The 24,517-nt window shown below is 37.6% G+C and carries 21 protein-coding genes; 12 read left to right on the top strand and 9 right to left on the bottom strand.

Annotation, left to right across the window (positions count from 1 at the left end; genetic code table 11):
- Positions 1-26 precede the first annotated feature (26 nt).
- The 7 genes from JL102_RS01275 to JL102_RS01305 all read left to right on the top strand — a co-directional run bounded on the left by JL102_RS01275 (position 27) and on the right by JL102_RS01305 (position 7,607).
- The gene (locus JL102_RS01275) at positions 27-1,058 is read left to right on the top strand and encodes an FAD:protein FMN transferase (protein WP_202241849.1); all 1,032 of its coding nucleotides are present in this window, start codon (positions 27-29) and stop codon (positions 1,056-1,058) included.
- Positions 1,058-1,801 carry a class I SAM-dependent methyltransferase gene (locus JL102_RS01280; protein WP_202241851.1) on the top strand — a complete coding sequence of 248 codons (744 nt, stop codon included), beginning with the start codon at positions 1,058-1,060 and terminating at the stop codon, positions 1,799-1,801. The genes JL102_RS01275 and JL102_RS01280 overlap by 1 nt, the downstream gene beginning before the upstream one ends.
- A 53-nt stretch (positions 1,802-1,854) precedes the next feature.
- Entirely contained in the window at positions 1,855-2,598 is a 744-nt protein-coding gene (locus tag JL102_RS01285; protein ID WP_202241864.1) for a ZIP family metal transporter, read from the top strand.
- A 63-nt stretch (positions 2,599-2,661) separates the two neighbouring features.
- Positions 2,662-3,099 carry a hypothetical protein gene (locus tag JL102_RS01290; protein ID WP_202241865.1) on the top strand — a complete coding sequence of 146 codons (438 nt, stop codon included), beginning with the start codon at positions 2,662-2,664 and terminating at the stop codon, positions 3,097-3,099.
- Between the two features lie 210 nt (positions 3,100-3,309).
- Positions 3,310-5,205, top strand: coding sequence for an acetate--CoA ligase (acs, locus tag JL102_RS01295; protein WP_202241866.1), 1,896 nt, complete (start codon positions 3,310-3,312; stop codon positions 5,203-5,205).
- A 177-nt stretch (positions 5,206-5,382) separates the two neighbouring features.
- On the top strand, positions 5,383-6,558 hold the full coding sequence (locus tag JL102_RS23940) for a T9SS type A sorting domain-containing protein (RefSeq protein ID WP_202241867.1): 1,176 nt from the start codon (positions 5,383-5,385) through the stop codon (positions 6,556-6,558).
- Positions 6,559-6,635: 77 nt separating this feature from the next.
- Positions 6,636-7,607: an ABC transporter ATP-binding protein gene (locus JL102_RS01305; RefSeq protein WP_202241868.1), complete on the top strand. Its 972-nt coding sequence runs from the start codon at positions 6,636-6,638 to the stop codon at positions 7,605-7,607.
- Positions 7,608-7,653: 46 nt separating this feature from the next.
- Here the strand turns inward: JL102_RS01305 and thrC are convergent, their stop codons facing one another.
- From thrC to JL102_RS01340, 7 genes are all read right to left on the bottom strand, one after another.
- Positions 7,654-8,943 (bottom strand): threonine synthase, encoded by a 1,290-nt coding sequence (thrC, locus tag JL102_RS01310; protein WP_202241869.1) that lies wholly within the window; start codon positions 8,941-8,943, stop codon positions 7,654-7,656.
- A gap of 2 nt (positions 8,944-8,945) precedes the next feature.
- On the bottom strand, positions 8,946-9,866 hold the full coding sequence (locus JL102_RS01315; protein ID WP_202241870.1) for a homoserine kinase: 921 nt from the start codon (positions 9,864-9,866) through the stop codon (positions 8,946-8,948).
- A gap of 1 nt (position 9,867) precedes the next feature.
- Positions 9,868-12,318 carry a bifunctional aspartate kinase/homoserine dehydrogenase I gene (thrA, locus tag JL102_RS01320; RefSeq protein WP_202241871.1) on the bottom strand — a complete coding sequence of 817 codons (2,451 nt, stop codon included), beginning with the start codon at positions 12,316-12,318 and terminating at the stop codon, positions 9,868-9,870.
- 356 nt (positions 12,319-12,674) lie between these two features.
- Positions 12,675-13,397, bottom strand: a complete 723-nt coding sequence (locus tag JL102_RS01325; protein WP_202241872.1) for an energy transducer TonB — start codon at positions 13,395-13,397, stop codon at positions 12,675-12,677.
- A gap of 117 nt (positions 13,398-13,514) precedes the next feature.
- Positions 13,515-14,381: a fructosamine kinase family protein gene (locus tag JL102_RS01330; protein WP_202241873.1), complete on the bottom strand. Its 867-nt coding sequence runs from the start codon at positions 14,379-14,381 to the stop codon at positions 13,515-13,517.
- Positions 14,368-15,510, bottom strand: a complete 1,143-nt coding sequence (locus JL102_RS01335; protein ID WP_202241874.1) for a trans-sulfuration enzyme family protein — start codon at positions 15,508-15,510, stop codon at positions 14,368-14,370. Before JL102_RS01335 ends, JL102_RS01330 begins: the two co-directional genes overlap by 14 nt.
- A gap of 3 nt (positions 15,511-15,513) precedes the next feature.
- Entirely contained in the window at positions 15,514-16,446 is a 933-nt protein-coding gene (locus tag JL102_RS01340; RefSeq protein WP_202241876.1) for a hydrogen peroxide-inducible genes activator, read from the bottom strand.
- Positions 16,447-17,133: 687 nt separating this feature from the next.
- Here JL102_RS01340 and JL102_RS01345 point away from each other — a divergent pair.
- The 3 genes from JL102_RS01345 to JL102_RS01355 all read left to right on the top strand — a co-directional run bounded on the left by JL102_RS01345 (position 17,134) and on the right by JL102_RS01355 (position 19,250).
- Positions 17,134-17,922 (top strand): sensor histidine kinase, encoded by a 789-nt coding sequence (locus JL102_RS01345; protein ID WP_202241878.1) that lies wholly within the window; start codon positions 17,134-17,136, stop codon positions 17,920-17,922.
- Complete coding sequence (locus tag JL102_RS01350; RefSeq protein ID WP_202241879.1) at positions 17,922-18,569, top strand: response regulator transcription factor; 648 nt, start codon at positions 17,922-17,924, stop codon at positions 18,567-18,569. The genes JL102_RS01345 and JL102_RS01350 overlap by 1 nt, the downstream gene beginning before the upstream one ends.
- A gap of 222 nt (positions 18,570-18,791) precedes the next feature.
- Positions 18,792-19,250, top strand: coding sequence for a response regulator (locus JL102_RS01355; protein WP_202241881.1), 459 nt, complete (start codon positions 18,792-18,794; stop codon positions 19,248-19,250).
- A 90-nt stretch (positions 19,251-19,340) separates the two neighbouring features.
- Here JL102_RS01355 and JL102_RS01360 read toward each other — a convergent pair whose 3' ends face one another.
- The gene (locus JL102_RS01360) at positions 19,341-21,167 is read right to left on the bottom strand and encodes a M2 family metallopeptidase (RefSeq protein ID WP_202241883.1); all 1,827 of its coding nucleotides are present in this window, start codon (positions 21,165-21,167) and stop codon (positions 19,341-19,343) included.
- A gap of 43 nt (positions 21,168-21,210) precedes the next feature.
- Entirely contained in the window at positions 21,211-22,227 is a 1,017-nt protein-coding gene (locus JL102_RS01365; RefSeq protein ID WP_202241884.1) for a hypothetical protein, read from the bottom strand.
- A gap of 89 nt (positions 22,228-22,316) precedes the next feature.
- Between JL102_RS01365 and JL102_RS01370 the strand changes: the two genes are divergently transcribed.
- Both JL102_RS01370 and JL102_RS01375 read left to right on the top strand, forming a co-directional pair.
- The gene (locus tag JL102_RS01370; RefSeq protein WP_202241885.1) at positions 22,317-23,780 is read left to right on the top strand and encodes a DUF5687 family protein; all 1,464 of its coding nucleotides are present in this window, start codon (positions 22,317-22,319) and stop codon (positions 23,778-23,780) included.
- Positions 23,773-24,471 carry an ATP-binding cassette domain-containing protein gene (locus tag JL102_RS01375; protein WP_202241886.1) on the top strand — a complete coding sequence of 233 codons (699 nt, stop codon included), beginning with the start codon at positions 23,773-23,775 and terminating at the stop codon, positions 24,469-24,471. Before JL102_RS01370 ends, JL102_RS01375 begins: the two co-directional genes overlap by 8 nt.
- Positions 24,472-24,517: the final 46 nt, after the last annotated feature.

Below are 24,517 nucleotides of genomic sequence, written 5' to 3' on the forward strand. Positions count from 1 at the left end.
CTAATTTTGCGCCAAATTTTTATTGTATGACACTTCGATATAAAAATATCATATATACTTTGGTGCTGTTGCTGGCCGTTTTTTTGGTTTGGAAATACAGGAAGAGTAATCAAATTCCTTTAGGGTATCTTACCGGTAAAACCATGGGGCCTATAGAATATCATATTAAATATTTTGATGATGATACGCGCTACTTTCAGAAGGAAGTAGATTCATTGCTGCAGGTATTTAACCAGTCTTTAAGCACTTATATTCCTGAGTCAGAAATATCCCGTTTTAATAGAGATTCGGTATTTGTTTTTGAAAGTCCATTTTTCTACCCCGTGTTAGAAGATAGCCGTAAAATATTTGAATATACTGATGGTGCGTTTGACCCTACCATTATGCCAGTGGTTAATGCCTGGGGCTTTGGTCCTCAAAAGGAAATAACAGTGGATAGCGCTTACATAGATTCACTAATGACTTTCGTGGGCATGGAGAAGGTGCTTTATAATGAAAAGCAGGTTTGGAAATCTGATAATCGCGTGCAGTTAGACTTTAGTGCTTTGGCTAAAGGGTATGGCATAGATGTAGTGGGTCATTTTCTGGAGGATAAGGGAATAGAGAATCTATTTGTAGAAATAGGAGGTGAAGTTTGTGCCAAGGGTAAAAATTTGCAGAAAGATAAATACTGGGAAGTGGGTATATTAGATCCTCGTTCGGATCAGTTGAACCAATATTATTACGCTTACGCAAAAATAAAGGATAGAGCCATGGCGACTTCTGGTAATTATTTCAATTATCAGGTGATTGACGGCGTGATGTATGGCCATACACTAAGTCCTAAAACTGGCCACCCCATTAAACACTCATTGCTTAGTGCTACGGTTTTTGCTCCTGACTGTATGACGGCTGATGCTTTGGCCACAGCCTGTATGGTGATGGGCAAGGAAAAATCAATGGTCTTTTTTAAAGAGCATACTGAGTTTGATGCCTTGCTGGTGTATACAGATGCCAATGGGGAGTTACATCACTTTATTACCGAGGGAATAAGGGAAGACATTGAAATAGCAAAATAATGAAAAAGGTGGTAGAAGAATGGTTTGGGGAATGGTTTAACTCACCTTATTATCATATACTTTATAAAAACAGAGACTTTGCTGAGGCTAAAAAGTTTATTGACAACCTTATAGGTTATTTTCAGGTCACGCCAGATCATAAAGTGCTGGATTTGGCTTGCGGCAAGGGAAGGCATTCTGTTTATATGAATGAAAAAGGGTTTGAAGTAGTGGGTGTAGACTTGTCAGCTCACAATATTGAATATGCTAAGCAGTTTGAGAATGCTAAACTGAAGTTTTACGAGCATGATATGAGAGAAGTTTTTGCTCATCAAGAATTTGATTTCATTCTTAATCTATTTACCAGTTTTGGATATTTCGGCACAGAGGAGGAGAATGAAAAAACAATATCCTCAGTGGCAAAAGGCTTAAGGTCGAAAGGAGCTTTTCTTATCGATTTTTTAAATCCTCATTGGGTTATTCGAAACATGGTTCCGCATCAGACGAAAGTGGAGCAGGGCATAGAATTTAAAATATCTAAGGAATTAAGTAAGGATGGTTTCATTATTAAAAATATAGAATTTGCTGATAATGGGAAGCTTTATAAGTTCTATGAGCGCGTAAAGATCTTATATAAGGAACACTTCTTTAATTATTTTGATAAGGCCGGGTTGCAAGTAGTGAAGCTTTTTGGCGACTACGATCTTAATGATTATGATGAAAAAAAATCGGAACGGATGATTTTTATAGCTCGAAGCAAATAAATAGAGGAGCTAACTGCAACAATGTTGTATATTTGCCGTTTAACAAAATTTGAATGGTTTTTAATCTGATATTTTTATTTTTTGCAGCTGTAATTCCTGGCACAGTCGCGTTTTTTATACCTCAAAAACAAGGGATAAACTATAAGTTGATACTGGTGTTTGCGGGAGCTTATCTGTTTTCCATTACTATCATTCATATTTTGCCTGAGCTTTTTACTCATTCTAAAGATCCCATCAGTATAGGTCTTTATATTCTGATAGGTTTCTTTATTCAACTCATTTTAGAATATTTTTCTTCTGGTGTGGAGCACGGTCATATGCATGTGCATGGAGAAAATCATAACCATGCCAAGAGCGGAGCCATCATGGTGCTGTTGGCTTTGTCAGTACACGCATTTTTGGAGGGATCATTATTGGCTCATCCAAGTACGGTTCACGCCCACCATGAGTCCAAAACGTTGCTCTTCGGAATTATAATTCATAAGGCACCTGCGGCTTTTGCTTTAATGTCAATATTAGTATGTCAGCTAGGGAAAAAAGTGCTGGCAGGTATATTTCTACTCATCTTTTCATTGGCCTCTCCTTTAGGCTTGTTTTTGGGTGATTATTATGTGGAGAATGAAGCACTAAATCCAGAGACATTCACTATTGTTTTTGCTATAGTAAGTGGAAGTTTCTTGCACATTTCTACTACGATCATTTTTGAAAATAATGCCAACCATCGGTTTAATGGCAAAAAGCTGGGAGTGGCTATTTTTGGAGCTCTTATAGCAGTAATGGCAGAGATGTATTTTTAATTTCTGCTTTTTTCTATTCAAATAACTCTATATCTTGCGTTTAAATATAACTCAATAAAATTGATGAAGGCATTAGGATTAGCTTTGATACTAGTTTTAATTAATGTTGAATTTACTCAGGCTCAGTTTGATGAGAATCAGTTAACCTATCTGAGAAAGGTGGAAAAGTACGGTAGGTTAAAGCGTACAGGTATGGCTATGGCCATAGGCGGTGCTGTTATGACTACAGCGGGTGTGGCATTGATAAATCAGGCAGATTGGGTAGACTCTAATTCTAATGGTTATGGTGGCAGTAGTAATACTGTTACTACTGATGACCCTGAGGGTGTTGTTGGCGTATTATTTACCATAGTTGGGGTTCCTCTTACTATTACTGGCGTGGTGCTAGCTATTGTAGGAAATTCAAAAGAGAAGAAGTATGAACAGAAGCTTGATCGTATCAGTGCAGGATACTATAGAAAGCATGGGGCTTCGGGACTTACTCTTACTTATAGGTTTTAAATGAGTACAGTACGGTAAAATAATTCAAAGCATTTATATCTTATAAAAGAGCTCTTTACTGCCAGGTGAAGAGCTCTTTTTGTTTGTTTGAACATTAAACATTATACTTTTCGATAACGTTTGCAGTATAGTGTTTCGTCGTATGATGGTTTTTTTGCAATTTAGGGAGCGGCGACAGGCAAAAAATATTACTAATCAACAATTAAAAGTATGATCAATAAAATCCAGACATTAAGTGGCTATTTTTATGATTACCAGAAGAGTGTGCAGGACCCTGAGCACTTTTGGAGCAGAATAGCCGATGCATTTTACTGGCATAAGCGATGGGATAAGGTAGTGGAGTGGGACTTTGATGGGCCAGATGTGAAGTGGTTTAAAAATGCCAAGTTAAATATTACCGAAAATATCCTTGAAAGGCACCTCTTTTTGCTTGGTGATAAGCCTGCCATTATTTGGGAACCAAATGATCCGAAAGAAGACAATAGGACTATAAGCTATAAGGAGTTATATGAGATGGTCTGCCAGTTTTCTAATACTTTAAAAGAAAATGGAGTAGAAAAGGGCGACAGAGTAATTATATACATGCCAATGGTGCCTGAGACAGCAGTAGCCATGTTGGCTTGTGCGCGTATTGGAGCGGTGCATTCCGTGGTTTTTGCAGGGTTTTCTTCACAATCCTTGGCTGATAGAATTAATGACTGCGAAGCTAAAATGGTACTTACCTCCGATGGTAATTATAGAGGAGATAAAAAGATAGAAGTAAAATCCGTAGTTGATGAAGCGCTGAAATCAACATCAACAGTAGAAAAGGTAATAGTATATCAGCGTACTGGTCAGGAAGTGACTATGACGGAGGGTAGAGACATTTGGTGGCATGATGCTATTGAGGGCGTGTCTACTGAGAATAAAGCTGAAATTATGGATTCTGAGGATATGCTCTTTATTCTCTATACTTCAGGGTCTACCGGTAAGCCTAAAGGGGTGGTGCATACCTGCGGAGGCTACATGGTATATTCTTGTTATTCATTCCAAAATGTTTTTCAGTATAATCAAGGAGATGTTTATTGGTGTACGGCTGATGTGGGTTGGATCACCGGTCACTCTTATATTGTTTATGGACCGCTATTGGCCGGAGCTACTACTATCATGTACGAAGGAGTACCTACTTACCCTAACCCCGGTCGTTTCTGGGAGATTTGCGATAAATATCAGGTAAATCAGTTCTACACTGCACCTACTGCTATTCGTGCACTACAGGCTTATGGAGCAGAGGTATTAAAGCCATATAAATTAGATTCTTTACGTGTATTGGGTTCCGTAGGTGAACCTATTAATGAAGAGGCATGGCACTGGTATCATGATCATGTAGGCAAAGGAAGATGCCCAGTGGTAGATACCTGGTGGCAAACAGAAACGGGTGGTATATTAGTATCCCCTATTGCCAGTGTTACGCCTACTAAGCCGTCTTATGCCACATTACCGTTGCCAGGTGTACAGTTGGCTATTTTGGATAATGATGGAAATGAGCTGAAAGGCAATAGTGTAGAAGGAAACCTTTGTGTTAAATTTCCATGGCCCTCTATCTTAAGAACTACTTATGGGGATCATGATAGGTGTAAGCAGACATATTTTTCCAGTTTTAAAGGGTATTATTTTACTGGTGATGGTGTTAAACGTGATGAAGATGGCTACTACCGTATTTTAGGTAGGGTAGATGATGTTATCAATGTTTCCGGCCATAGAATGGGTACTGCAGAGGTAGAAAACGCTATTAATGAGCACCCTAAAGTAGTGGAATCTGCGGTGGTCGGTTATCCGCATGATATTAAAGGGCAAGGAATTTATGCTTTTGTTATCTGTGATATGGAAGGCCGTTCTGAGGAAAACCTTAAGCAGGAAATAAGAGTGACGGTTAGTAAGATTATCGGACCTATTGCTAAGCCTGATAAAATACAAATAGTACCAGGTTTGCCTAAAACCAGATCTGGTAAAATCATGAGAAGGATTTTAAGAAAAATAGCAAGCGGCGATACAGAAAACCTCGGAGACACTTCTACTTTGCTTAACCCTGACGTGGTAGATGATATCAGAGAAAATGTAATATAATTGATATTAAATAGGTAATTATGTTTAATTCTTACATCTTTATTTGACACAAAAAGAGAATATAATCCCGGAATGGGAATAATTGTAATAAGAAGGCCTCAATTCATTGAATTGAGGCCTTTTTTATTATTGGCACATTATTTACATCTATAGAGAGTTGTCATAAAAATTACATAGGTGGTGAAATATTGTTATTTTAATATAATTTTTCTTTTTTTTAGTGTATATAATATAGCTAGCGCGCAAATAAATTATACTAGTAAGAATAACTATTCAGGGAATTGGGAAGATCAGGCTACATGGTCTAGCAAAGGTGGGTGGAATGGAGCTCCGGCTAGACCAGGTAATCCTACTAATAATAATGCGGGCGAAATTAATGTTTATGGTTATATAAGATCGGCAAATACCTTGTCGGTAGAGAGCGCAAATCCCAAAATTAATATTTATGATACACTCTATGTAGATGGTGATTTAAATCTTGGATCTGGTGCTTCCATTGAAATTCACTCTAATGGTTTGCTTATAGTTACAGGGTCATACACTTCCTACGGAGGTTTTAAAAGTAATAATAATGGAAGGGTAGTAGTGTTAGGAGACCTGAATATTAATGATGGTACAGCTGTGACTACAAGTCCTACCTTTTATATTTTTGGAAATCTAAATAATAACAATGGTACCATTGGTGATGGAAATAATACCTGTGCTACTAGTTGGTGGGGAACCCCTACCTGTAATCCTACTGATTACACAGCTACAGAAGGTGATTTATATAATGATGATAAGCCTCTTTATGATTTTGTAAGAAATGGAGGGGTGCTTCCCATTGAGGTTAGCAACTTTGTGGCAAGTGTAAAGAATAATACCGTTTCGCTTACCTGGAGTACACTTACAGAGCGTAATTTTGACCATTTTGTGATAGAAAGATCAATCAATTCTATAGAGTTTCAGGAAATTGGATACCTAAGAGGAAATGGTAATTCAACTGAGGAGATTGATTATGCATGGACTGACTATGCAACTGCAAAAGGCGTATCTTATTATAGACTTAAGGCAGTAGATTTTGATGGAGCTTCACAGTATCATGGTTTAGTAAGAGTAAATTGCGAGACTCAGGATTTGAATTACCAGTTATACCCGAATCCTGTAACTAATAGAAGTATTACAGTTAAAAGTACACAGCCGCTAAGTAAATTAGTTATGGTTTCTTCTAATGGATATAAGGTAGATATTGCTATTGATAGTGATGGATATGTGAATGAAATAAGCCTGCCTCAAAATATAGCTAAAGGTTATTATATTGTGCAGCTTACCTTTTCTAACGAGCTGGTAACACAAAAAATATTAATTAACTAGTTAGAATTAAATTGGTTAATTAAGAAAGCAGGGGTAGTTTTAGCCACCGAAATGATTTTGTAAGTAGACCATTTTTCATGCTAGAATTATCCAATGTTTCTTTTGCCTATAACAGTGATCCTATATTAAAATCCATCAGTTTTACTCTTGATCAGGGTAAGCATTTAAGTGTAATAGGAGCCAGTGGCTGTGGCAAAACTACTCTTTTGGAAGCTATATATGGCTTACTTTCCTTTCAAGGTGAAATAAGCTGGGGTGATAAAAAGATAACCAAGCCAGAAGACAGGCTGGTGCCCGGAGAGCCTTTTATAAAATACCTTTCTCAATCTTTTGATCTATATCCTTTTCATAAGGTTTCTGAAAATGTAGGGAAGCATTTGAAATCAATTCCTTTAGATGAAAAGCAAGATAGAATACAGGAGTTATTGGAGATGGTGGAAATGGAAGATTATGCTGATATGCAGGCTAAATATCTTAGTGGAGGCCAGCAACAAAGGGTGGCTATTGTTCAGGCATTAGCACAAGAGCCGGAACTTCTATTACTTGATGAGCCTTTTAGTCACATTGATCAGTATAGAAGAAATAATCTGCGTAGGAATATTTTTAATTATTTGAAAGAAAAGAATATTACCTGTATTGTGGCTACTCATGATCCTACAGAAGTGCTTTCTTTTTCTGATGATGCCATAGTAATGAAAGAAGGCGAAATTATGGCACACGAATCGCCTTCTCATTTATATTTTAATCCGAAAAGCAGGTATGTTGCCACCCTGTTCGGCGAGGTTTCTGAGGTAGAAGCTGATGTTTTATGGCCTAGCTTAAATAGCAATAGGAAGGTGCTGCTTTATCCTCATGATCTGTATGTGGAAGAAGGTGCAACCTTGTCGGTAAAAGTAGTTAAAAGTTATTTCTCAGGTAAGGATTATTTAGTAGAAGCGAGTAATAAGGGCGAAAAGCTGTTTTTTAATCACCCTGAATTATTAGAGCGAGATATTGAGGTGGGTCTATCAGCAGATTATAACAAGTTAAAAGGTCGATTGGAACAATAAAATCAACTCCGATGATCTACTTATAGATCACCGGAGCTCATATTATTTATCTGGTTTTCAAGTAGTTTTTAAATTCTTCAAAATCAGATGTTATCTGGCGGCTTTTCTTCTCTTTGTCAGCATATTTGGCCAGCCTTTCAGGAATGGTCACTGCACCTATTACTTCTTCTACAGTGTCTTTGAATTTAGCGGGGTGAGCAGTTTCTAAAAACAAGCCGGTTGCTTTTTCATTTTGAAGAAGGTAATTTTTTAGGCCTAAATAGCCAACAGCTCCATGAGGGTCCATGACATAACCAGTTTCATCAAAAACTTCCTTCATAGCCTTTTTTGTTTCCTCATCAGTAAAGCTATATCCTTTTATTTCAGCTGTTATTTTATCCCAACTTTTGCCGTATAGCTCTTGGAGCCTATAGAAATTGCTAGGATTGCCTACGTCCATAGCGTTAGAAATTGTAGCTTTAGACGCTGTAGGCTCATAATTGCCAGAAGCGAGGTAATTAGGTACGATATCATTAATATTGGAAGAAGCCACAAATCCCTTAATATCCAGCCCCATATTTTTAGCTAAAAGTCCGGCTGTAAGGTTTCCATAGTTCCCACTTGGCACAGAGAATACCAAGTCCTTTTCAGGTAATTGAGCCTTCGCCCAGAAGTAATAAAAAGACTGCGGTATAAGCCTGGCAATATTAATAGAATTGGCTGAGGTAAGCTTCATTTTTTTGTTAAGCTCCTTGTCTAAGAAAGCCGTCTTAACTAGCCTTTGGCAGTCATCAAAATTACCTTCAACCTCTAATGCTGTAATATTCTGTCCTAATGTGGTCAGTTGCTTTTCTTGCAGGTAGCTTACTTTTCCTTTTGGGTAAAGAATAACTACATCTACATTTTCTACACCTAAAAAGCCATGAGCTACCGCACTTCCTGTATCGCCAGATGTAGCTACAATTACAGTTACTTTCTCGTCACTTTCCTTTGAAAAATAACTCAGGCAGCGAGCCAGGAAACGAGCTCCGACATCCTTAAAGGCTAAAGTTGGGCCATGAAATAACTCCAACGCATAAATATTGTCTTTTACTGGTTTTACAGGTATGTCAAAATTGAGTGTCTCTGAAATAATTGTAGCCAGATCTTGTCTCGGAATATCTTCTTCTATCAAAGGAGTCGCCACTTCCAGGCCTATTTCATCTAGCTTAAGAGATGAAAGGCTATCAAAAAAGCTTTTAGGTAGCTGCGGTATGCTTTCAGGCATAAAAAGGCCATTGTCATCCGGTAATCCCTTGATTACTGCTTCTTTAAAACTAACAGGAGCTACTTGTCTATTGGTACTATAATACTGCATTTTTAAATTACTTTAGCACCTTCTGCATTAATAGCCGATAGGTATACTTTATGATCTATTTCTAATGATGAATAATAATTGGTAAAGGCTGTGCCGATTTTTTCTGCGGTGGCTTTCCCTTTAGTGAGAGCAAAAATGGATGGCCCTGAACCTGAAATACTGCAGCCCAAAGCTCCATTTTCCATGGCTAACTTTTTGGCACCATCATAGCCCGGAATCAGTACCGAGCGGATAGGCTCTACTATGTAATCTTCTAAAGAACGGCCTATGAGTTCATAATTCTCAGTAGCCAGACCTGCTATTAATCCTGCCACATTTCCCCACTGGCTTATCGCTGTTTCCAAGCTTACATCTTTCTTAAGAATGCGCTTGGAGTCAGATGTTTTTACCTCTATCTGAGGGTGAACTACCACCACATGTAAATCTTTAGGATAAGGCACATTAACTACATCCAGTGGAGTATAGCTTCTTACAATAGTGAAGCCGCCTAGTAAGGCCGGGGTCACATTGTCTGCATGTGCTTTACCTGACGCACACCGCTCCCCTTCCATTGCAAATTTCACTAACTCTTGTCGGCTATAGGGCTGCCCCAACAACTCATTGACAGCAAATACAGCTGCCGCTGAGCTTGAAGCGCTGGAACCCAATCCGCTGCCGGGCATCACCCTCTTTTTGACATTGATTTCAAAACCATTGCTCAGTTTAGTTTCATCTAGTAATGCCTGTATGGCTACGCCAATAACATTTTTTTTAGGGTCAACTGGCAGATCTTCAAAACCTGAAATGGGATTGATTTTAATGCCGTTATCAATTTTTATTACTTCGAGTTCGTCACCTATGCCATCTATAGCTAGGCCTAGTACATCAAAACCAGGGCCTACATTAGCTACTGTGGCGGGCGCAAACACTTTTATCTTTTCCATATTAGTTAGCGTTGGCTATTCTCATTATATCGGCAAATATTCCGGAAGCAGTAACCTCAGCACCAGCTCCGGCACCCTTTACCACTAGGGGTTGTTCAGGGTATCTTTTAGTGGTGAAAAGAACTATATTATCTTTACCTTCCAGATTATAGAGAGGGTGTGAGCTTTCTATAAGCTGTACCCCTGTTTCTGCTTTACCTTTATTGAAAGTAGCTACATATTTTATTTTTTTACCCGCCTTTTTAGCGTCTGCTATCATCTTTTGGAAGGTGTCTTCATGCTCTTCTAGTTTTTTGAAAAACTCTTCAATAGTAGGAGCATTCATGCATTCTTTGGGAATAAATGCTCTTGAAGGGATATCATCTATCTCCATATTTAAGCCACTTTCCCTTATGAGGATAAGTATTTTTCTTTTTACATCTACTCCGCTCAAATCTATTCTTGGATCTGGCTCCGTATAGCCTTCTTCCTGAGCTTGTCTTACTATATCTGCAAACCGAGTGTTTTCATTGAAATTATTGAAGATAAAATTTAAGCTACCAGAAAGCACGGCTTGGATTTTTATGATTTCATCTCCACTTTTTATCAAATCGTTTAAGGTGTTGATTACCGGTAATCCTGCGCCTACGTTGGTTTCAAACAAGAATTTGGCTTTATACTTTAAGGCAGTCTTTTTAAGATTAAGGTACTCTTCATAAGAATTAGTGCAAGCTATTTTGTTAGGTGTTACTACCGAAATACTTTCTTTTAGCACGCCATTATAAACAGAAGCGATGTCTGCATTAGCTGTGTTGTCTATAAAAATGCTGTTTCTCAAGTTGAGTTCGGCCATTTTTTGTAGGAATAACTCTGAGGACATAGGCTCACTTTCATGTTCCAGCTTGTTTTTCCATTCTTTGAGATCCATGCCTCTTTCCTGGAAGTACATCTTTCGGCTATTGGCTAGTGCTACTACTCTTAAATCTATATGGTGATGTGTGGATAAATAACTTTTTTGTTTTCTTAGCTGCTCTATTAGGGCAGATCCTACATTTCCTACACCAATCATAAATACATTTATAACTCGCTTATCTGATAAGAAAAAGCTTTCATGTAAACTGTTGAGGGCCTTTTTCACTTCTTTCTCATGTACCACTACTGATATATTTCTTTCAGAAGATCCTTGTGCTATGGCTTTTATGTTCACTCCGTTTTGGCCAAGCACACTAAACATGTTACCACTCACTCCTACCTGTTCTTTCATGTTAGCACCTACCAGGGCTATTATAGCCAACTCTTTTTCTACTTCTACAGGATTAATCTTGCGAGCAGATAGTTCAAAGGCGAATTCTGATTCTATAGCAGTTAATGCCTTGCTTATATCACTGGCATCTATGCCTACGCATATAGTGTGCTCTGATGATGCCTGAGTGATAAGCACCACGTTTACTTTAGCATTGGAGAGCGCTCTAAACAATCTGTGTGAAAAGTTGGGTATGCCCACCATCCCACTGCCGGAAACATTGAGCAAGGCTATGTTTTGAATGCTGGAAAGACCTTTAATTAATTGACCATTGGCAGAAGCATTGGCTGATATCAGTGTGCCAGCATCCTCTTTACTAAAGGTGTTTTTAATTCTTATAGGAATACTTTTTTCTAAAGCAGGCTGAATGGTTGGAGGATATATTACCTTGGCTCCAAAGTGAGAAAGCTCCATAGCTTCTTCATAAGAGATCTCATTGATGGCGTAGGCAGACCGAACTAATCTAGGGTCGGCAGTCATCATACCACTTACATCCGTCCATATTTCTAATTCAGCGGCATTTAGTGCTGAGGCTAATATAGCGGCAGTGTAGTCTGAGCCACCACGTCCGAGGGTAGTCCACTGATTATCTTTAGAGGAGGCTATAAATCCAGGGCATATGTATACCGGTAGCTGCTCGCCAAAGTAGGCGCTAATTTTAGGTACTGTAACTCCAAAATCTACATTGGCTCTACCATAATTATTGTCTGTAATGATAAATTCTTGAGGTTGAGCCAAGCTACTGTTTATGCCACTGTCATTTAGGAAGTCAGCTATTATTGTAGAAGAAAGCTTTTCTCCAAAAGACAGTATTTTGTCGCTGGTTTTAGCCGTGAGCTCCTGAATCAGAAATACGCCTCGGCAAATATCTTCAAGGTCATTTAATAATATTTTTACTTTTCCTAGGGTTTTGCTTTGTGCTTTTACTGATATCAGCTCCTGAACAGTTTTTATATGCTTTTGCTCTACCTGGTTAAGAAGTTTTAGGTAGCCTTCATCTCCGCTGGAAGCCAAAAGGCTAGCGTTTACCAATTGTGTAGTTATACCCCCTAGTGCTGATACTACAGCTATGAGGCTGCCTGCATCTTTTTTTTGAACGATGATGTCTTTTACCAGCGTAATATTTTTAGCTGAGGCTACGGATGTGCCGCCAAATTTTAAGACCTGCATAAACAGATAAGTTTATAGTTAATAAAATATGATGTGATTTTTATACGATGGAGCCCATGCCCCTAATGGTGATATATGAATATTAACCCCGCAAAGGGGTAATAATGGTAGTAATAATAATATTGCCCATCCCTAGAATAGAGTTTAGTGTGATGTTCGTATATGTGAAAAGAGGTTTCACCTAGTGATTATTATTACTTGATTGCCTGTCAAAGGTAATGGTTAATTTCTAATTGAAAAATTTTACCATATATTTTTATTGAATTAAACGATTTTAGCCAATTTATATTTTGTTGAAAACAAAAAAAGCCCGATTCATAGAACCGAGCTTTGATTACTATTACTATTTATATTTATTAACTTTCTGCTTCAAATGTGATAGGAATTTCTAATTTCATTCTCACAGGTGAGTTTCCTTGCTTAGCGGGAGTCCAAGTCCAGTCAGTAGTTTTAATAGCTTCTACAGCCGCCTCATCCAGTGCCTCTATGTACTCCTTGTTTTTGGTATAGTAGATAGATTCCACAGGTTTTACTTCACTTACTTTTCCATTTTCATCTACTACAAATTCTACTATTACAGTACCACCTACGTTGTTATCTAAAGCTTCTTCAGGATACTCTACATTAGTTTTAATGGCTTGATAATAAGCATCATATCCATCTTTTGGTTCTGCGGCTGTTTGTACATTTTTATTATACTCTTTGCGCATTAGTTCTTGGTCTGCAAAATGACCTTCTACATATTTAACAAATTTATTCAGGTCTTGATCATTGTCTATGCCATCTACTTTTACCTGATAGTTTCCTTTAACGGTTACAATATTACCATCCTCAGTTTGTATATAGCTATATTCTAATTCAGGGTATTTTTCCACTAATGCATGTATAGTGGAATCTTCTTCATGAACAGCAACGTTATTTGGTTCAACTGCGCTGTTATCAATAGATACAGTATCAGCAGCCTGTTCATTATTTTGTTTAGGCGATTCGCAACCCATCACGAATATCATAAATGCTAGAGCTCCTATCAGGAGCACTGCATACATGTTGATATCAAATTTGTTAATATTATTTTCCATCTTGATTTTACCGTTTGGTATTGTCTTTACTTATGTCAAAACAATACCAAAATATTATAATGTTGAAAATCAGTATTTTATAATTATTGTGTGTTCCTTATGTGTGGAAAAATATTCTCATCTGATGAATTTAGAGAGTATGTTCATCGCTTGAGTGTGATATCCGCCTCCAAATAAGTTGACATGTACCAGTAGTGGGTACAGATTATAAATATCCCATCTTTCACGATAGCCTTCGGGCAGTGGTGAAATATTCATGTATGCATCATAGAAAGATTGGTCAAAACCACCAAAGAGTGTAGTCATGGCCAAATCCATTTCTCTGTGAGCAAAGCTCACTGCAGGATCTATGAGTACAGGCTCTCCACTGGCACCTACTATAATATTTCCTCCCCAAAGATCTCCATGAATGAGAGTTGGGGCTTCTTCAGATAGCAAAGAAGGTAGTTTGTCCGCTAGCTCACAGAATTTATCGTAATCATGCTGGCTCATTTTTCCGTTGGAGAGGGCCAATTTTACTTGGGGTGCGATTCGGTTTTTATAGAAGAAGTCAGCCCAGCTTGCAGAGTGAGCATTACTTTGATCTAAAGATCCCATGTAATTATCATGATCTAGGCCATATTTCTCAGCTTTTTGCTGATGAATACACGCTAGCCCTTCTGCCAAATCTTTATTGTAAGTATTACTTTTGGTTGATGATTTGATATTCTCCAGGATAAGACATGAGTATTCATCTCCTTCATAGGTAAAGATTACTTCTGGAATTTTAATGCATTTGGGCTCACTCAGAAGTTGCAAGCCTTTAGCCTCCACTTCAAACATTTTTGGATAAAGGCTGGCGCTGTTCCATTTTAGAAAGAATTCACCTTTTGTCGTGGTAGTTGTTCCTCCGTGGTTAATGCAGCCACCAGAGGCGGGGGTAAAGTCTTGAATATTGCCGATTTTCTTTTGGCAAAACTCACGTATTTCTTTAGGTATTACCATTGAGTGCTAGGTCTAGGTCATTAATTAAATCATCAGCGTCTTCTATTCCAACGGATAATCTAAGCAAATAATTTGATATTCCAGCCTTTTCTTTTTCTTCTTCCGATATTTTTGAATGTGAGGTTTGAGCAGGAGAAGTTATGGTAGATTCTACGCCGCCCAAACTCATGGCGGGAGCTATAAGCTTTAGTTTTTTCACAAATACATCAGGATCTGTCGTCACTTCGAAGGATAACATACCACCGTAACCAGACATTTGGCGAGAGGCTAAATGGTGCTGTGGATGTGTAGAGAGACCAGGGTAATACACGTTAGAAATTTTTTTGTGGCTCTCTAGAAACTTACTTATGGCAAGTGCATTAGAGTTTTGCTGTTTTACTCTAATCGATAAAGTTTTAATGCTTCTTTCTAATAAGTAGCACGATTGGGCGTCTAGGCTGCCGCCGAAATGAATGGCTGAAGACCATATTTTATGCATAATTTCTTCTGATGATATTACAGCGCCACAGCATAAGTCGCTATGGCCTCCCAGGTATTTCGTTCCGCTGTGGAGCACTATATCTATGCCTAGTTCTAAAGGGTTTTGGTTGATGGGAGAAGCGAATGTATTATCAATAAGTGTAAGGATGCTATTTGACTTGGCTAGTGCGCTAATGGCGCTGATATCAATAATCTTAAGTAAAGGATTAGAGGGAGTTTCTATGAAGATAAGCTTTGTGTTTGGAAGAATGGCTTTTTCAAACTCCTCTGCTGATAGGCTATTAATCAGGGTGTATTTTATGCCAAAACGGCTTAGCTCATTAGTTACGGCATGGTGTGTTCCTCCATAAAGATCATTTTGAAATATAGCATGATCACCTGTTTTTAGAATGGAAAAAAGTGCAGTGGTAATAGCGGCCATACCAGAGCTAAAGACCATGGCTTTTTCTCCTTTTTCTAAAGCGGCAATTTTATCAGAAACCACCTGTTGATTTATGGTATTAAAATAGCGCGGGTAGGCGTGAACGTCTACGTCCAGATAATCATAGGCACTCGAGGTAAATATGGGTGTATTAACTCCTTTGGCCGTTGTATCTTTTTGTGATCCTGCATGTACGCAGGTGGTGGCTTGTGATGTGGGCTGGTTCATATATTATTTCCATTTTATGACTTCTCCGTGTTTTTGAATGTTAATATAATCAGGAATAGCATTGAGAATCTCTGTGTGAAGCGCTTCTACTAACTTTCTCTTCAGATAGCTTCTATGCATAATGATTGATACTTCTCTTACCGGCTTAGGATCATCAAATGATCTCAGCTTTGACCTACTGTTTTTATCAAAATCCAAAGTGGCTAGCTCAGGAAGCAAGGTGAAACCTCCATTTTTATCTACTATCTTTTTCAGTGCTTCTAGTGAGCCGCTTTCATATTTAAATTGTGTGTCTTTATCCTCGTAGGTGTGGCAGAGGTTTAAAACCTGATCTCTGAAGCAGTGCCCTTCGTTTAAAAGCCAAATTTCATTCGCTGGTAGCTCTTCAATGTTTAGTTTTTCTTCATTATATAAACTGCTTCTGTGCGATACATAGGCGTAGAATTCCTCATAAAAAACAGGTTTAGTAATTAGCCCCGGATCATTTAGAGGGGTAACAATGAGCCCTAAGTCTAGGAGCTCATTCTTAAGCTTTTTTAGCACCTCATTAGTTTTAAGCTCTTCTACCTTAATTTTTACATTAGGGTATTTCTCTATGAAATTATTAATAAATAGAGGAAGCAGATAAGGACTTAAGGTAGGTATAATGCCAATGCTGAGTTCGCCTGCAACTTCTCCTTTTTCTTCAGCTACAAGCTCCTTAATTTTTTTTGATTCACTTAAAGCCAACCTAGCCTGGGCTATAATTCTTTTACCTACATCGGTAGGTACTACTGGCTGCTTGCTTCTATCAAAAATCATGACACCAAGCTGTTCTTCCATTTTATGGATTTGCATGCTTAGAGTGGGCTGGGTTACAAAACAAGATTCTGCTGCCTTTCCGAAGTGTCTGTAGTTATCTACAGCTATTATATATTCAAATTGAATTAAAGTCATATTGGAGATTTCAGGCAAATTAAATAATAAATGCTGAATCAAGAAATGGCTTGGTAAGTACATGGCCTTATCTGAATAGGAGGTTTACTATTATATGATCAATGATATTTCAAATGAATTTTATGACTTGTTAACGTTGTGTGGTAAAAATACTATGCCTTCCATGCCAAGAGTATAGCCTCAACATCTGACCTATCTTTTTAAATTTCTGTTTGATCTTAATATCAATAATCTAGTTTAATTGTTTCTATGGATATGGCAACTAAGTTAAATAGCGACTAAAATAATAGTACTTCTTTTGTTAGTTGAAATTTATAAAAGAATATTTAAATTTAAATAAATTTTTAACTTTGCAGTTATATAATTACTGGTATTAGATATTTTTTAACCGTTAAGGCTATAATGATAACTGTCTCAGGTTTTTATGGATGATTTATTTAGCATTCATATAACCTTATTTTTTATTAAATACGTAAGAAATGGAAATAGAAAATCCATTAGAGAGTTCTTTCTTCTCTATTAACTCAGCTTTTCGGGGTAAAACTTTGAAAGCTTCTTTATTAAATAAGATAGACAGATTATTTGCCGTTGTATATCATATGATTTGTAGTCTCTTTAAAATAGTTAAGATCATTAGTAAGAAGCTTTGCTTTTGTGCTCAATTAAATTGGGAAATTTAGGATGTTCATGAATATAGAGATTCCAAATATCGCGACACTGGTCATACTAGGAACTTCTACCACTTTATTTTTGGCAGGAGCTATACTACTTTTCATTATTAATTATCGCTCGCGTATGCTGCATAATGAAATTGCTGCCCAGCAGTTGGAGGTAGATTATCAGCGAGAATTACTACAGGCCACTGTAAATTCTCAAGAAAAGGAAAGAAGAAGGATTGCTGCAGAGCTTCATGACGGTATAGGAGCCATGCTATCAGCCGCTAAGCTTAATTTGAATATGTTGAAAAAAGGAACTATTCCTACAGAAGAGATGGAGCTTACCATGGTAGATACTAAAGAAATGATAGATAGTACCATAGAAAGGGTGCGAAAAATATCTAAAGCTTTACTTCCCACTTCTCTGGAGTTTTTTGGACTTGGAAGGGCTTTAGAGGAGCTCGTTGAAAAATTATCTACACCGCAAACAAAAATATACTTTCATCAAAAGGGAGAAAACGTTAAATTAAACCAACAGGATGAACTCCTGATCTATCGAATTGTGCAAGAATTAATTAATAATGCTCTTAAACATGCTGAGGCTTCCGAAGTGTGCGTAAATATCGATTGGAATAGTCCTATTAATTTAACGGTCTCGGACAATGGAAAAGGTTTTGATATAGTTAAAACCAAGCGAGAAAATAAGGGAGGCATAGGATTATATAGTATAGAGAATAGAGTAAGCTTAATTAGGGCAGCAATGCAATTCGATAGCGAAATAAGCAAAGGCACGCGAATAAGAATTGTTTTAAGAACTTAATGAAAGTATACATAGCAGATGATCAAACCCTTTTTAGAAAGGGTATGGCTAGATTAGTAAAATCCTTTCCGGGGATTTTAGAAGTAAAAGAAGCTGAAAATGGAAAAGAATTACTGAATTTGGTAAAGGATAACCCTCCTAATGTTATCCTGATGGATCTGGAAATGCCGGTTATGGACGGTATAGAAGCCACTGAGAAAATTATAAATCGCTATCCAGACATAAAGGTCATTATTCTTTCTATGCATGATAGTCAGCAACACATATTTTACCTTATGGAAGTAGGCGCTCATGCCTTTTTATTAAAAAATGCAGAGCCTGAAGAAGTGGAAGAAGCTATAAATGCAGTGGTGGAAAAGGATTTCTATCAGAATCAGTTAGTTGTTGATGCTCTGAGAAAAGGAGCGAAAGATCGGAAAAAAGCTGAATCCAGACCTGTTTTTAATCAGACATTGTCTCTTACCGAACGAGAAAAGGAAATACTATTACTTATATGTCGTGAGCTTACTATGAGGGAAATAGGAGAGAAATTATCTCTTTCTGAAAAGACGATTCATAACCATAGGGCTCGTATAATGGATAAAACTGGTGTGCGAAATACTGTAGGTCTTGTAAAATATGCCTATGAAAGTGGTTTGCTGGACTAGATACTTACATCTTGCGCATTAGGTAAATTTACCTAATTGTTTAGTGCAAAATACCCAATGCATAAGTCTTGACTATTATTTGAATTACGTGTAAATTACTTAAAATCAATAGGTTGTTTGGCTTAATCTCTCTAGGTATAACTACTAAGAGAAATTCTGAAAAAATTATCCATTGATCAATTTATAACTTGCCATCACTAATCGTTTAAAACTCTTTAGTAGATGAAAAGCAGACGTATTCTTATTATCCATCAAGATGAAGAAACCAGGAGAGAAATGCATAGCATACTTTCCCATTTTGATTTTGACCTTATGTATGCATCAGATGGCTTACATGGTTTATATGCAGCCAAGGAAAATCAGCCAGATTTGATTATTACAGATATTGATATAGCTGTACTAAATGGCCTTGATATGGTGGGTATGCTCAGAAATGAGAAATCTACTAAAGATATAAGCATAATATGCCTCCACGGAGAAATGGATCTTGATTATATTCGATCTGCCAGGGAGCTGGAGGCTAGTGCCTTTTTAATAAAGCCTTATTTAGATAACTCTCTCATATATGCAGTAAAAAAGTCTTTGGGAGAGACGGATCTGAAGGTGAATAAAGAAAGAAGGCCTTTGAGATATGAAGAATGTAGAGCTCAGAAGTTAGCGTCGTTTATTAATTACGCCTGAGCCTTGTCTTAATTTAATTATAATTATTGGTTTGGTTTTAACTAAGGCTACCTCTCTGTCAAAGAGGTAGCTTTTTTTCTAATGCAACAGTTAATTAAAGATGGGTCTTACCGGTAAGGTATATTCTCTCCCTTTATTTACTTCTTTTAAATATTTCATAAGTGGCTGAAAATATTCTAGCATAGCTTTGGCATTGATGTCTTCTCCGGTAGCATCTTTTAATAGCTGACGCCAGTCTTCAGTAGCGCCTGTTTTGAGTAGCTTATGTAAAAACTCTCCAGTAGCTTTGCTTCCAAAGTAGTTGGTAGCGCGAGGATCCTGATGGAGGATATTTTTGGCTATATGGCTATGAATTTGAAATAGTAGAGCGTATGATAAGGCATAGTCATAATACTGTGCCGCATCATTGTTAATATGCGTTTTGGATGTGGCGTCGGCAAATTCTTCACCACGCGGTGTAGGAGGTACTATCCCCTGAAATTTTTCTTTATATTCCCACCATTTGGCATTAAACTGATCTTGAGGAAGGTTATTAAGATAAAGGTCGTGCTCAAAATGGGTCATCACTCCTGAAGAAAAGGGAATAAAAACAATATGACTTAATGCTTCTTTCAGTAAAGTTATGGTTTCATCAGTCTCCACATGGGCGGGTATGAGTTCTAGCTCGGTGAGGAAGGGCTTCTGGGTAGCTGCAAGGCCCATCATGCTACCTATAGCCTCATGAAAAGCACGATTGGCTCCACCTCTAAGCAAAGGGGGTACTTCAGGGGTGGAATATGACATGTAATAGTAAATATGTCCAAGCTCATGGTGAGTAGTTTCATACCACTCGGCATTGGGGATAACACTCATTAAACTGCGTACATCTTGTTGAAGATCCATGTGCCACGCAGAAGCATGATTGTTCTTTTTGTAACCTGCATCAGCAGGTGCAGGATATAAGCTAGAGCTGTCATAGAAGCTTTTCGGAAGGGGATCAAAGCCTAGGCTTACATAAAAATTTTCTGCTTGTTTAACCAGCCATTCGGCACCTTTTGCTTCTAAAGCGGCATCCAGATCTATTCCTTCTACATTTATAATCGATGACCAGTCTTGTCCCCAGCGGTTAGGTAGCCAGTGGGCAGGAATCATTTTAGGAACAGTAGATACTCCATATTTTTTAGCGAGTTCATAGCGTACATATGTATGTAACTCTCTATATAGCGGCCATACTTCTTCTATAAGTTGTCGGTTGAGCGCCATCATTTCATCTACAGACATGCCATAGTCCGAGACCTGATAAGAGAAATAATCCTGATACCCCAAGGCCTGCACTGTTTCATTTCTTAATGTTCTTAACTGATCTAGTCCCGATTTTAATTCTTTTCCTACCTCTTTGCTGGCATCCCAGGCAGCCTCTCTTAAAAGTAGATCATTTTCATTTTTAAGAATATTATCTATGTCATTCGTAGAAACTGACTTATTCCCTATTTTATAATCATAGCCGAAAAGGCGCTCGGTTTGTAAAGCTTCTGCTTTAATTCTTTGCTTTACTACTTTTTCTGCTGTAGCAGGATTATTGGCTGCAGAGTATAATATGGCTTCCAATTGTTTTGCCTGAAGGGTATCAAGAACATTCTTGTTTTTAAGAAACTCTCTGGTCTTTTCTATAACTTCTTTACTGCCTGTGAACGCAGCCAAGGCTTCATTGGCCAAGCGCGTATGATAGGCATTCATAGTATCTCCTTCTACTATATGCGTATTAGACTCCCATTCAGCTAGCGAAGACTGATAGTATAGCTTCAAATATTTAGTGTTATAATCATCAAGAAAAGCCTGTACCTCTGGGTTTGGTGCATGGTTGTTTTCTTTTTTGGCGTTATTACACCCTCCTAAAAACAGTAGGGCAGCCAGAAATGCTGTTGATATTTTTTTCATAAATCTGCAGTTAGGTTATCACAGAAACCCCACCAGGTGAGCTCTAATTTCTCACCAGCTCGTTGCGTAGGTTATCAACATAGTTGATTAGAGCGTCTTGCCAGCGTGGTGCGGCATCCCATCTTTTTCCTAAAAAGATATTACCGGAGTAAATATGTTTTATATAAAACTTATAAACGGGAGTATTAATATTATTGGATGATGTTCTAGTCTTGTCATTCACAATCACTTCTGAAATAAATGCGGTTTCCGACTCTTTAATAGGGTATTCCAGCATTTCTTTTACAGATTTGGAAGTAGAATGTACATAATATAGAATGTACTGATACCCGTCTGATCTAAGTTTTTTCTCTTCTCTTTCGGGGTCTACAAAGCCGTATTCATAGGGGTAATTGGTCATAGCCTGGCTAATAGCGGCCGTATCGGCAAACATCGGGATGGCCAGTTTTTCTGAAGAGAAATTGAGATCGTAATATTCTCCTCTTCTCGCTTTTATCACCCTGGGCATATCCCCATATTCAGGTACGGTAGTCACCAGAAGGTTTTCTCTATCTTGAGGTGAATTACCGGCTACCCTGTATAATGAAGACATGAGCTCTTCCATATTGGCATTTTCTATCTTCCAGGCTGTTTGGCCAGGTACAATCAGGCGGTTTTCATCATGTACTTTGGTTAAGATGACCTTATTAATGCCATTTTCTTTGATCAAAAAGACTACATTTTCAATTTCTCTACTATTGAAGTTGCCCATAAAAGCTTCAAAAGATTCTTTGCCACTATATATGTCTTCCATGTGATAATAAACGACAGCGTCTATACCTGCTTTTCTAAATCCAGGCTGCGCAATTTCTGCCATAGCATGCCAGTTTCCTCTGATGTAAGGAGTAGTGCTTTTTGGGGGCACATCTACCAATACCATCGATTTAGTTTTTAATATGTCTTTAGGTAACTCCTGGGTGTATTGCAGGGAGTCTAGGATATCATGTATGGGGCGTTTGTCTTGGGCTTTTACGGCTCCCGTTACTATTAAGAAAATTGCAATAAGAAGATATTTGTGCATAACTTAGGGTTCTACTGTTTCAAATAACGTTGAAAAATTAGTTTATTGAAAAACAATCCGGTTTTTAATTAATACCCTATAAAATATTTATGCTTAAATGGATTATTAATCATCAGTCCAAAAAGATAAGTAGGTCACCATCTTGGGGTAAAAACCGATTGCTTACCGTACTATCTATTTTGCTGGCTTTGGTGGCTGTTTTATATTTAATGGTGGTGGGTTTTCTGATGGACCGCATCATTATGATTATGTTTCCTGAAGAACCAGTAATTGAAACCTATGCAGGCTTGGTACTTTTTTATTTCACCTCAGAGCTTATTATGAGATTTTACCTGCAGGAGATACCAGCATTAGAGATACAGCCTTACCGAGTACTACCTGTAAAAAGGAGCCATCTCATCCATTACTTATTGCTGAGATCAGCAATGACCTTGTTTAATCTGGTGCCCCTATTTCTGGTAATACCATTTGCACTGATGCAGGTACTGCCAGCCTATGGCTGGGGGCTCACCGCTAGCTGGGTTCTCTCTATTACTTCATTATCTCTCATTTGCAGTTTTGGTATCGTTTATCTAAAGAAAACCATTTTTAAGAATTCTTGGGTGATGTTGATCTTCGTGGGGCTGGTGTTGCTCGTTTTTGCTTTAGATTATTATCATATTATTGATTTTAGATCAGTGTCTGCCGGCTTATTTATGCTTTCTCTTCATTATTATTTTGTGCCTGCTATTGCTTTGCTTACCATAGTAGCAGTGTATAGCTTATGTTTTTTTACCCTTAAAAGGGCCTTTTATGCAGAGCAAATACAGGAAAAGAAGCACGATAATATGTGGTTTAACTTCAATCCTCATTTTAAAAATGAACTAATTACCCTAGAGTTGAGATTGATTTTGAGAAACAAAAGACCTCGGTCTATGCTTTTGATGTCTTTGTTTTTCATTTTATATGGGTTTCTTTTTTATACTAAAGACAGTTATATGGATGGTTATGCCATGCTCATTTTTGTTGGCATTTTCATTACTGGCGGTTTTATGATTAATTATGGTCAGTTTAGTTTTAGCTGGGAGAGTGGTTATTTTGACACCTTCCTAACCAAGAACATAAGTTATAGACAGATTATTGAAAATAAGCTTAAACTTTTTGATTACGGGTGTCTAATTGGATTTCTGCTGTCATTACCTTACGGTTTTTTTGGAGCTAAGATTGTGCTTATTCATATTGCTACTCTCTTATTTAATATGGGAGTAAACTCATTCTTTATTCTATACTTCACTGGTAAAAGCCCAAAAAGGATAGATTTGTCTAAATCAAGTATGTTTAATTATGAGGGAGCAGGCTTAGCACAATTTATATTAGCGGTCCCATGTTTTATGACTCCCCTATGTGGGTATATGTTTTTTTATTTATTTGGGATACCTATTTGGGGAGTGGTGCTCATTGCTTTTCAAGGAGTTCTTGGAATTATGTTTCGTCAGAAGCTGATAGATGTGCTGGTGAAGAGGTTTAATAATTATAAGTACGTAATAGCGGACTCACTAAGGAATAATGATTAAAATACAAGGGGTAAGAAAGCAGTATAAAGGAAATTTGGTGCTTAACCTGCCTACTATAAAAATAGAAACAGGAAGTACAGTAGGCATAGTTGGAAACAATGGAGCTGGAAAAACTACTATGTTTCGTGTTATTCTGGATTTGATAATGCCTAATGATGGTGAAGTGCTGCTAAAGGATATTCCTGTAAAAGGGAAAGATGAATGGAAGAGCTTTACGAGCTCTTTTCTTGATGAAGGTTTTTTGATTAGCTTTCTCACCCCTGACGAGTATTTTGCATTTGTAGGTGGACTGCATAAAATGTCTCCCGCGGATATAGGTCTGGCGTTGCAGAGGTTTGAGGGTATATTTAATGATGAAGTACGGGGTAAGGAAAAATATATCAGGGATCTCTCTAAGGGTAATCAAAAGAAGATAGGTATAGCCTCTGCATTCTTGGGTAATCCTGAAATTATTATTCTTGATGAGCCCTTTGCCAATCTTGACCCCAGCACACAGATAAAACTAAAAAGGCTACTGATAGAATATCGAAATGATCATTCTGTAACCTACCTAATATCTAGCCATGACCTTACGCATATTACAGAAGTATGTGATCGTATTATTGTATTAGAAAAGGGAGAGGTAATAAAAGATCTTCATACTTCACCCTCTACCCTTACAGAGTTACAAGAATATTTTAATAATGGCTAAAAAAAAGATCGGCTCTATTAAGAACCGACCTTTTTCAATTCGTTTT

Origin of the sequence: Fulvivirga sediminis (genome assembly GCF_016757215.1) — a bacterium.
Lineage (GTDB): Bacteria > Bacteroidota > Bacteroidia > Cytophagales > Cyclobacteriaceae > Fulvivirga > Fulvivirga sediminis.

What these genes read in the sequence shown, in the direction of transcription:
- thrA (WP_202241871.1), bottom strand. Translation starts at nt 12,318, where the DNA reads ATGCAGGTCTTAAAATTTGGCGGCACATCCGTAGCCTCAGCTAAAAAT.
- JL102_RS01355 (WP_202241881.1), top strand. Translation starts at nt 18,792, where the DNA reads ATGAAAAGCAGACGTATTCTTATTATCCATCAAGATGAAGAAACCAGG.
- JL102_RS01345 (WP_202241878.1), top strand. Translation starts at nt 17,134, where the DNA reads ATGAATATAGAGATTCCAAATATCGCGACACTGGTCATACTAGGAACT.
- acs (WP_202241866.1), top strand. Translation starts at nt 3,310, where the DNA reads ATGATCAATAAAATCCAGACATTAAGTGGCTATTTTTATGATTACCAG.
- thrC (WP_202241869.1), bottom strand. Translation starts at nt 8,943, where the DNA reads ATGCAGTATTATAGTACCAATAGACAAGTAGCTCCTGTTAGTTTTAAA.
- JL102_RS01335 (WP_202241874.1), bottom strand. Translation starts at nt 15,510, where the DNA reads ATGAACCAGCCCACATCACAAGCCACCACCTGCGTACATGCAGGATCA.
- JL102_RS01330 (WP_202241873.1), bottom strand. Translation starts at nt 14,381, where the DNA reads ATGGTAATACCTAAAGAAATACGTGAGTTTTGCCAAAAGAAAATCGGC.
- JL102_RS01370 (WP_202241885.1), top strand. Translation starts at nt 22,317, where the DNA reads ATGCTTAAATGGATTATTAATCATCAGTCCAAAAAGATAAGTAGGTCA.
- JL102_RS01360 (WP_202241883.1), bottom strand. Translation starts at nt 21,167, where the DNA reads ATGAAAAAAATATCAACAGCATTTCTGGCTGCCCTACTGTTTTTAGGA.
- JL102_RS01350 (WP_202241879.1), top strand. Translation starts at nt 17,922, where the DNA reads ATGAAAGTATACATAGCAGATGATCAAACCCTTTTTAGAAAGGGTATG.
- JL102_RS01325 (WP_202241872.1), bottom strand. Translation starts at nt 13,397, where the DNA reads ATGGAAAATAATATTAACAAATTTGATATCAACATGTATGCAGTGCTC.
- JL102_RS01340 (WP_202241876.1), bottom strand. Translation starts at nt 16,446, where the DNA reads ATGACTTTAATTCAATTTGAATATATAATAGCTGTAGATAACTACAGA.
- JL102_RS01365 (WP_202241884.1), bottom strand. Translation starts at nt 22,227, where the DNA reads ATGCACAAATATCTTCTTATTGCAATTTTCTTAATAGTAACGGGAGCC.
- JL102_RS01280 (WP_202241851.1), top strand. Translation starts at nt 1,058, where the DNA reads ATGAAAAAGGTGGTAGAAGAATGGTTTGGGGAATGGTTTAACTCACCT.
- JL102_RS01290 (WP_202241865.1), top strand. Translation starts at nt 2,662, where the DNA reads ATGAAGGCATTAGGATTAGCTTTGATACTAGTTTTAATTAATGTTGAA.
- JL102_RS01305 (WP_202241868.1), top strand. Translation starts at nt 6,636, where the DNA reads ATGCTAGAATTATCCAATGTTTCTTTTGCCTATAACAGTGATCCTATA.
- JL102_RS01275 (WP_202241849.1), top strand. Translation starts at nt 27, where the DNA reads ATGACACTTCGATATAAAAATATCATATATACTTTGGTGCTGTTGCTG.
- JL102_RS01375 (WP_202241886.1), top strand. Translation starts at nt 23,773, where the DNA reads ATGATTAAAATACAAGGGGTAAGAAAGCAGTATAAAGGAAATTTGGTG.
- JL102_RS01285 (WP_202241864.1), top strand. Translation starts at nt 1,855, where the DNA reads ATGGTTTTTAATCTGATATTTTTATTTTTTGCAGCTGTAATTCCTGGC.
- JL102_RS01315 (WP_202241870.1), bottom strand. Translation starts at nt 9,866, where the DNA reads ATGGAAAAGATAAAAGTGTTTGCGCCCGCCACAGTAGCTAATGTAGGC.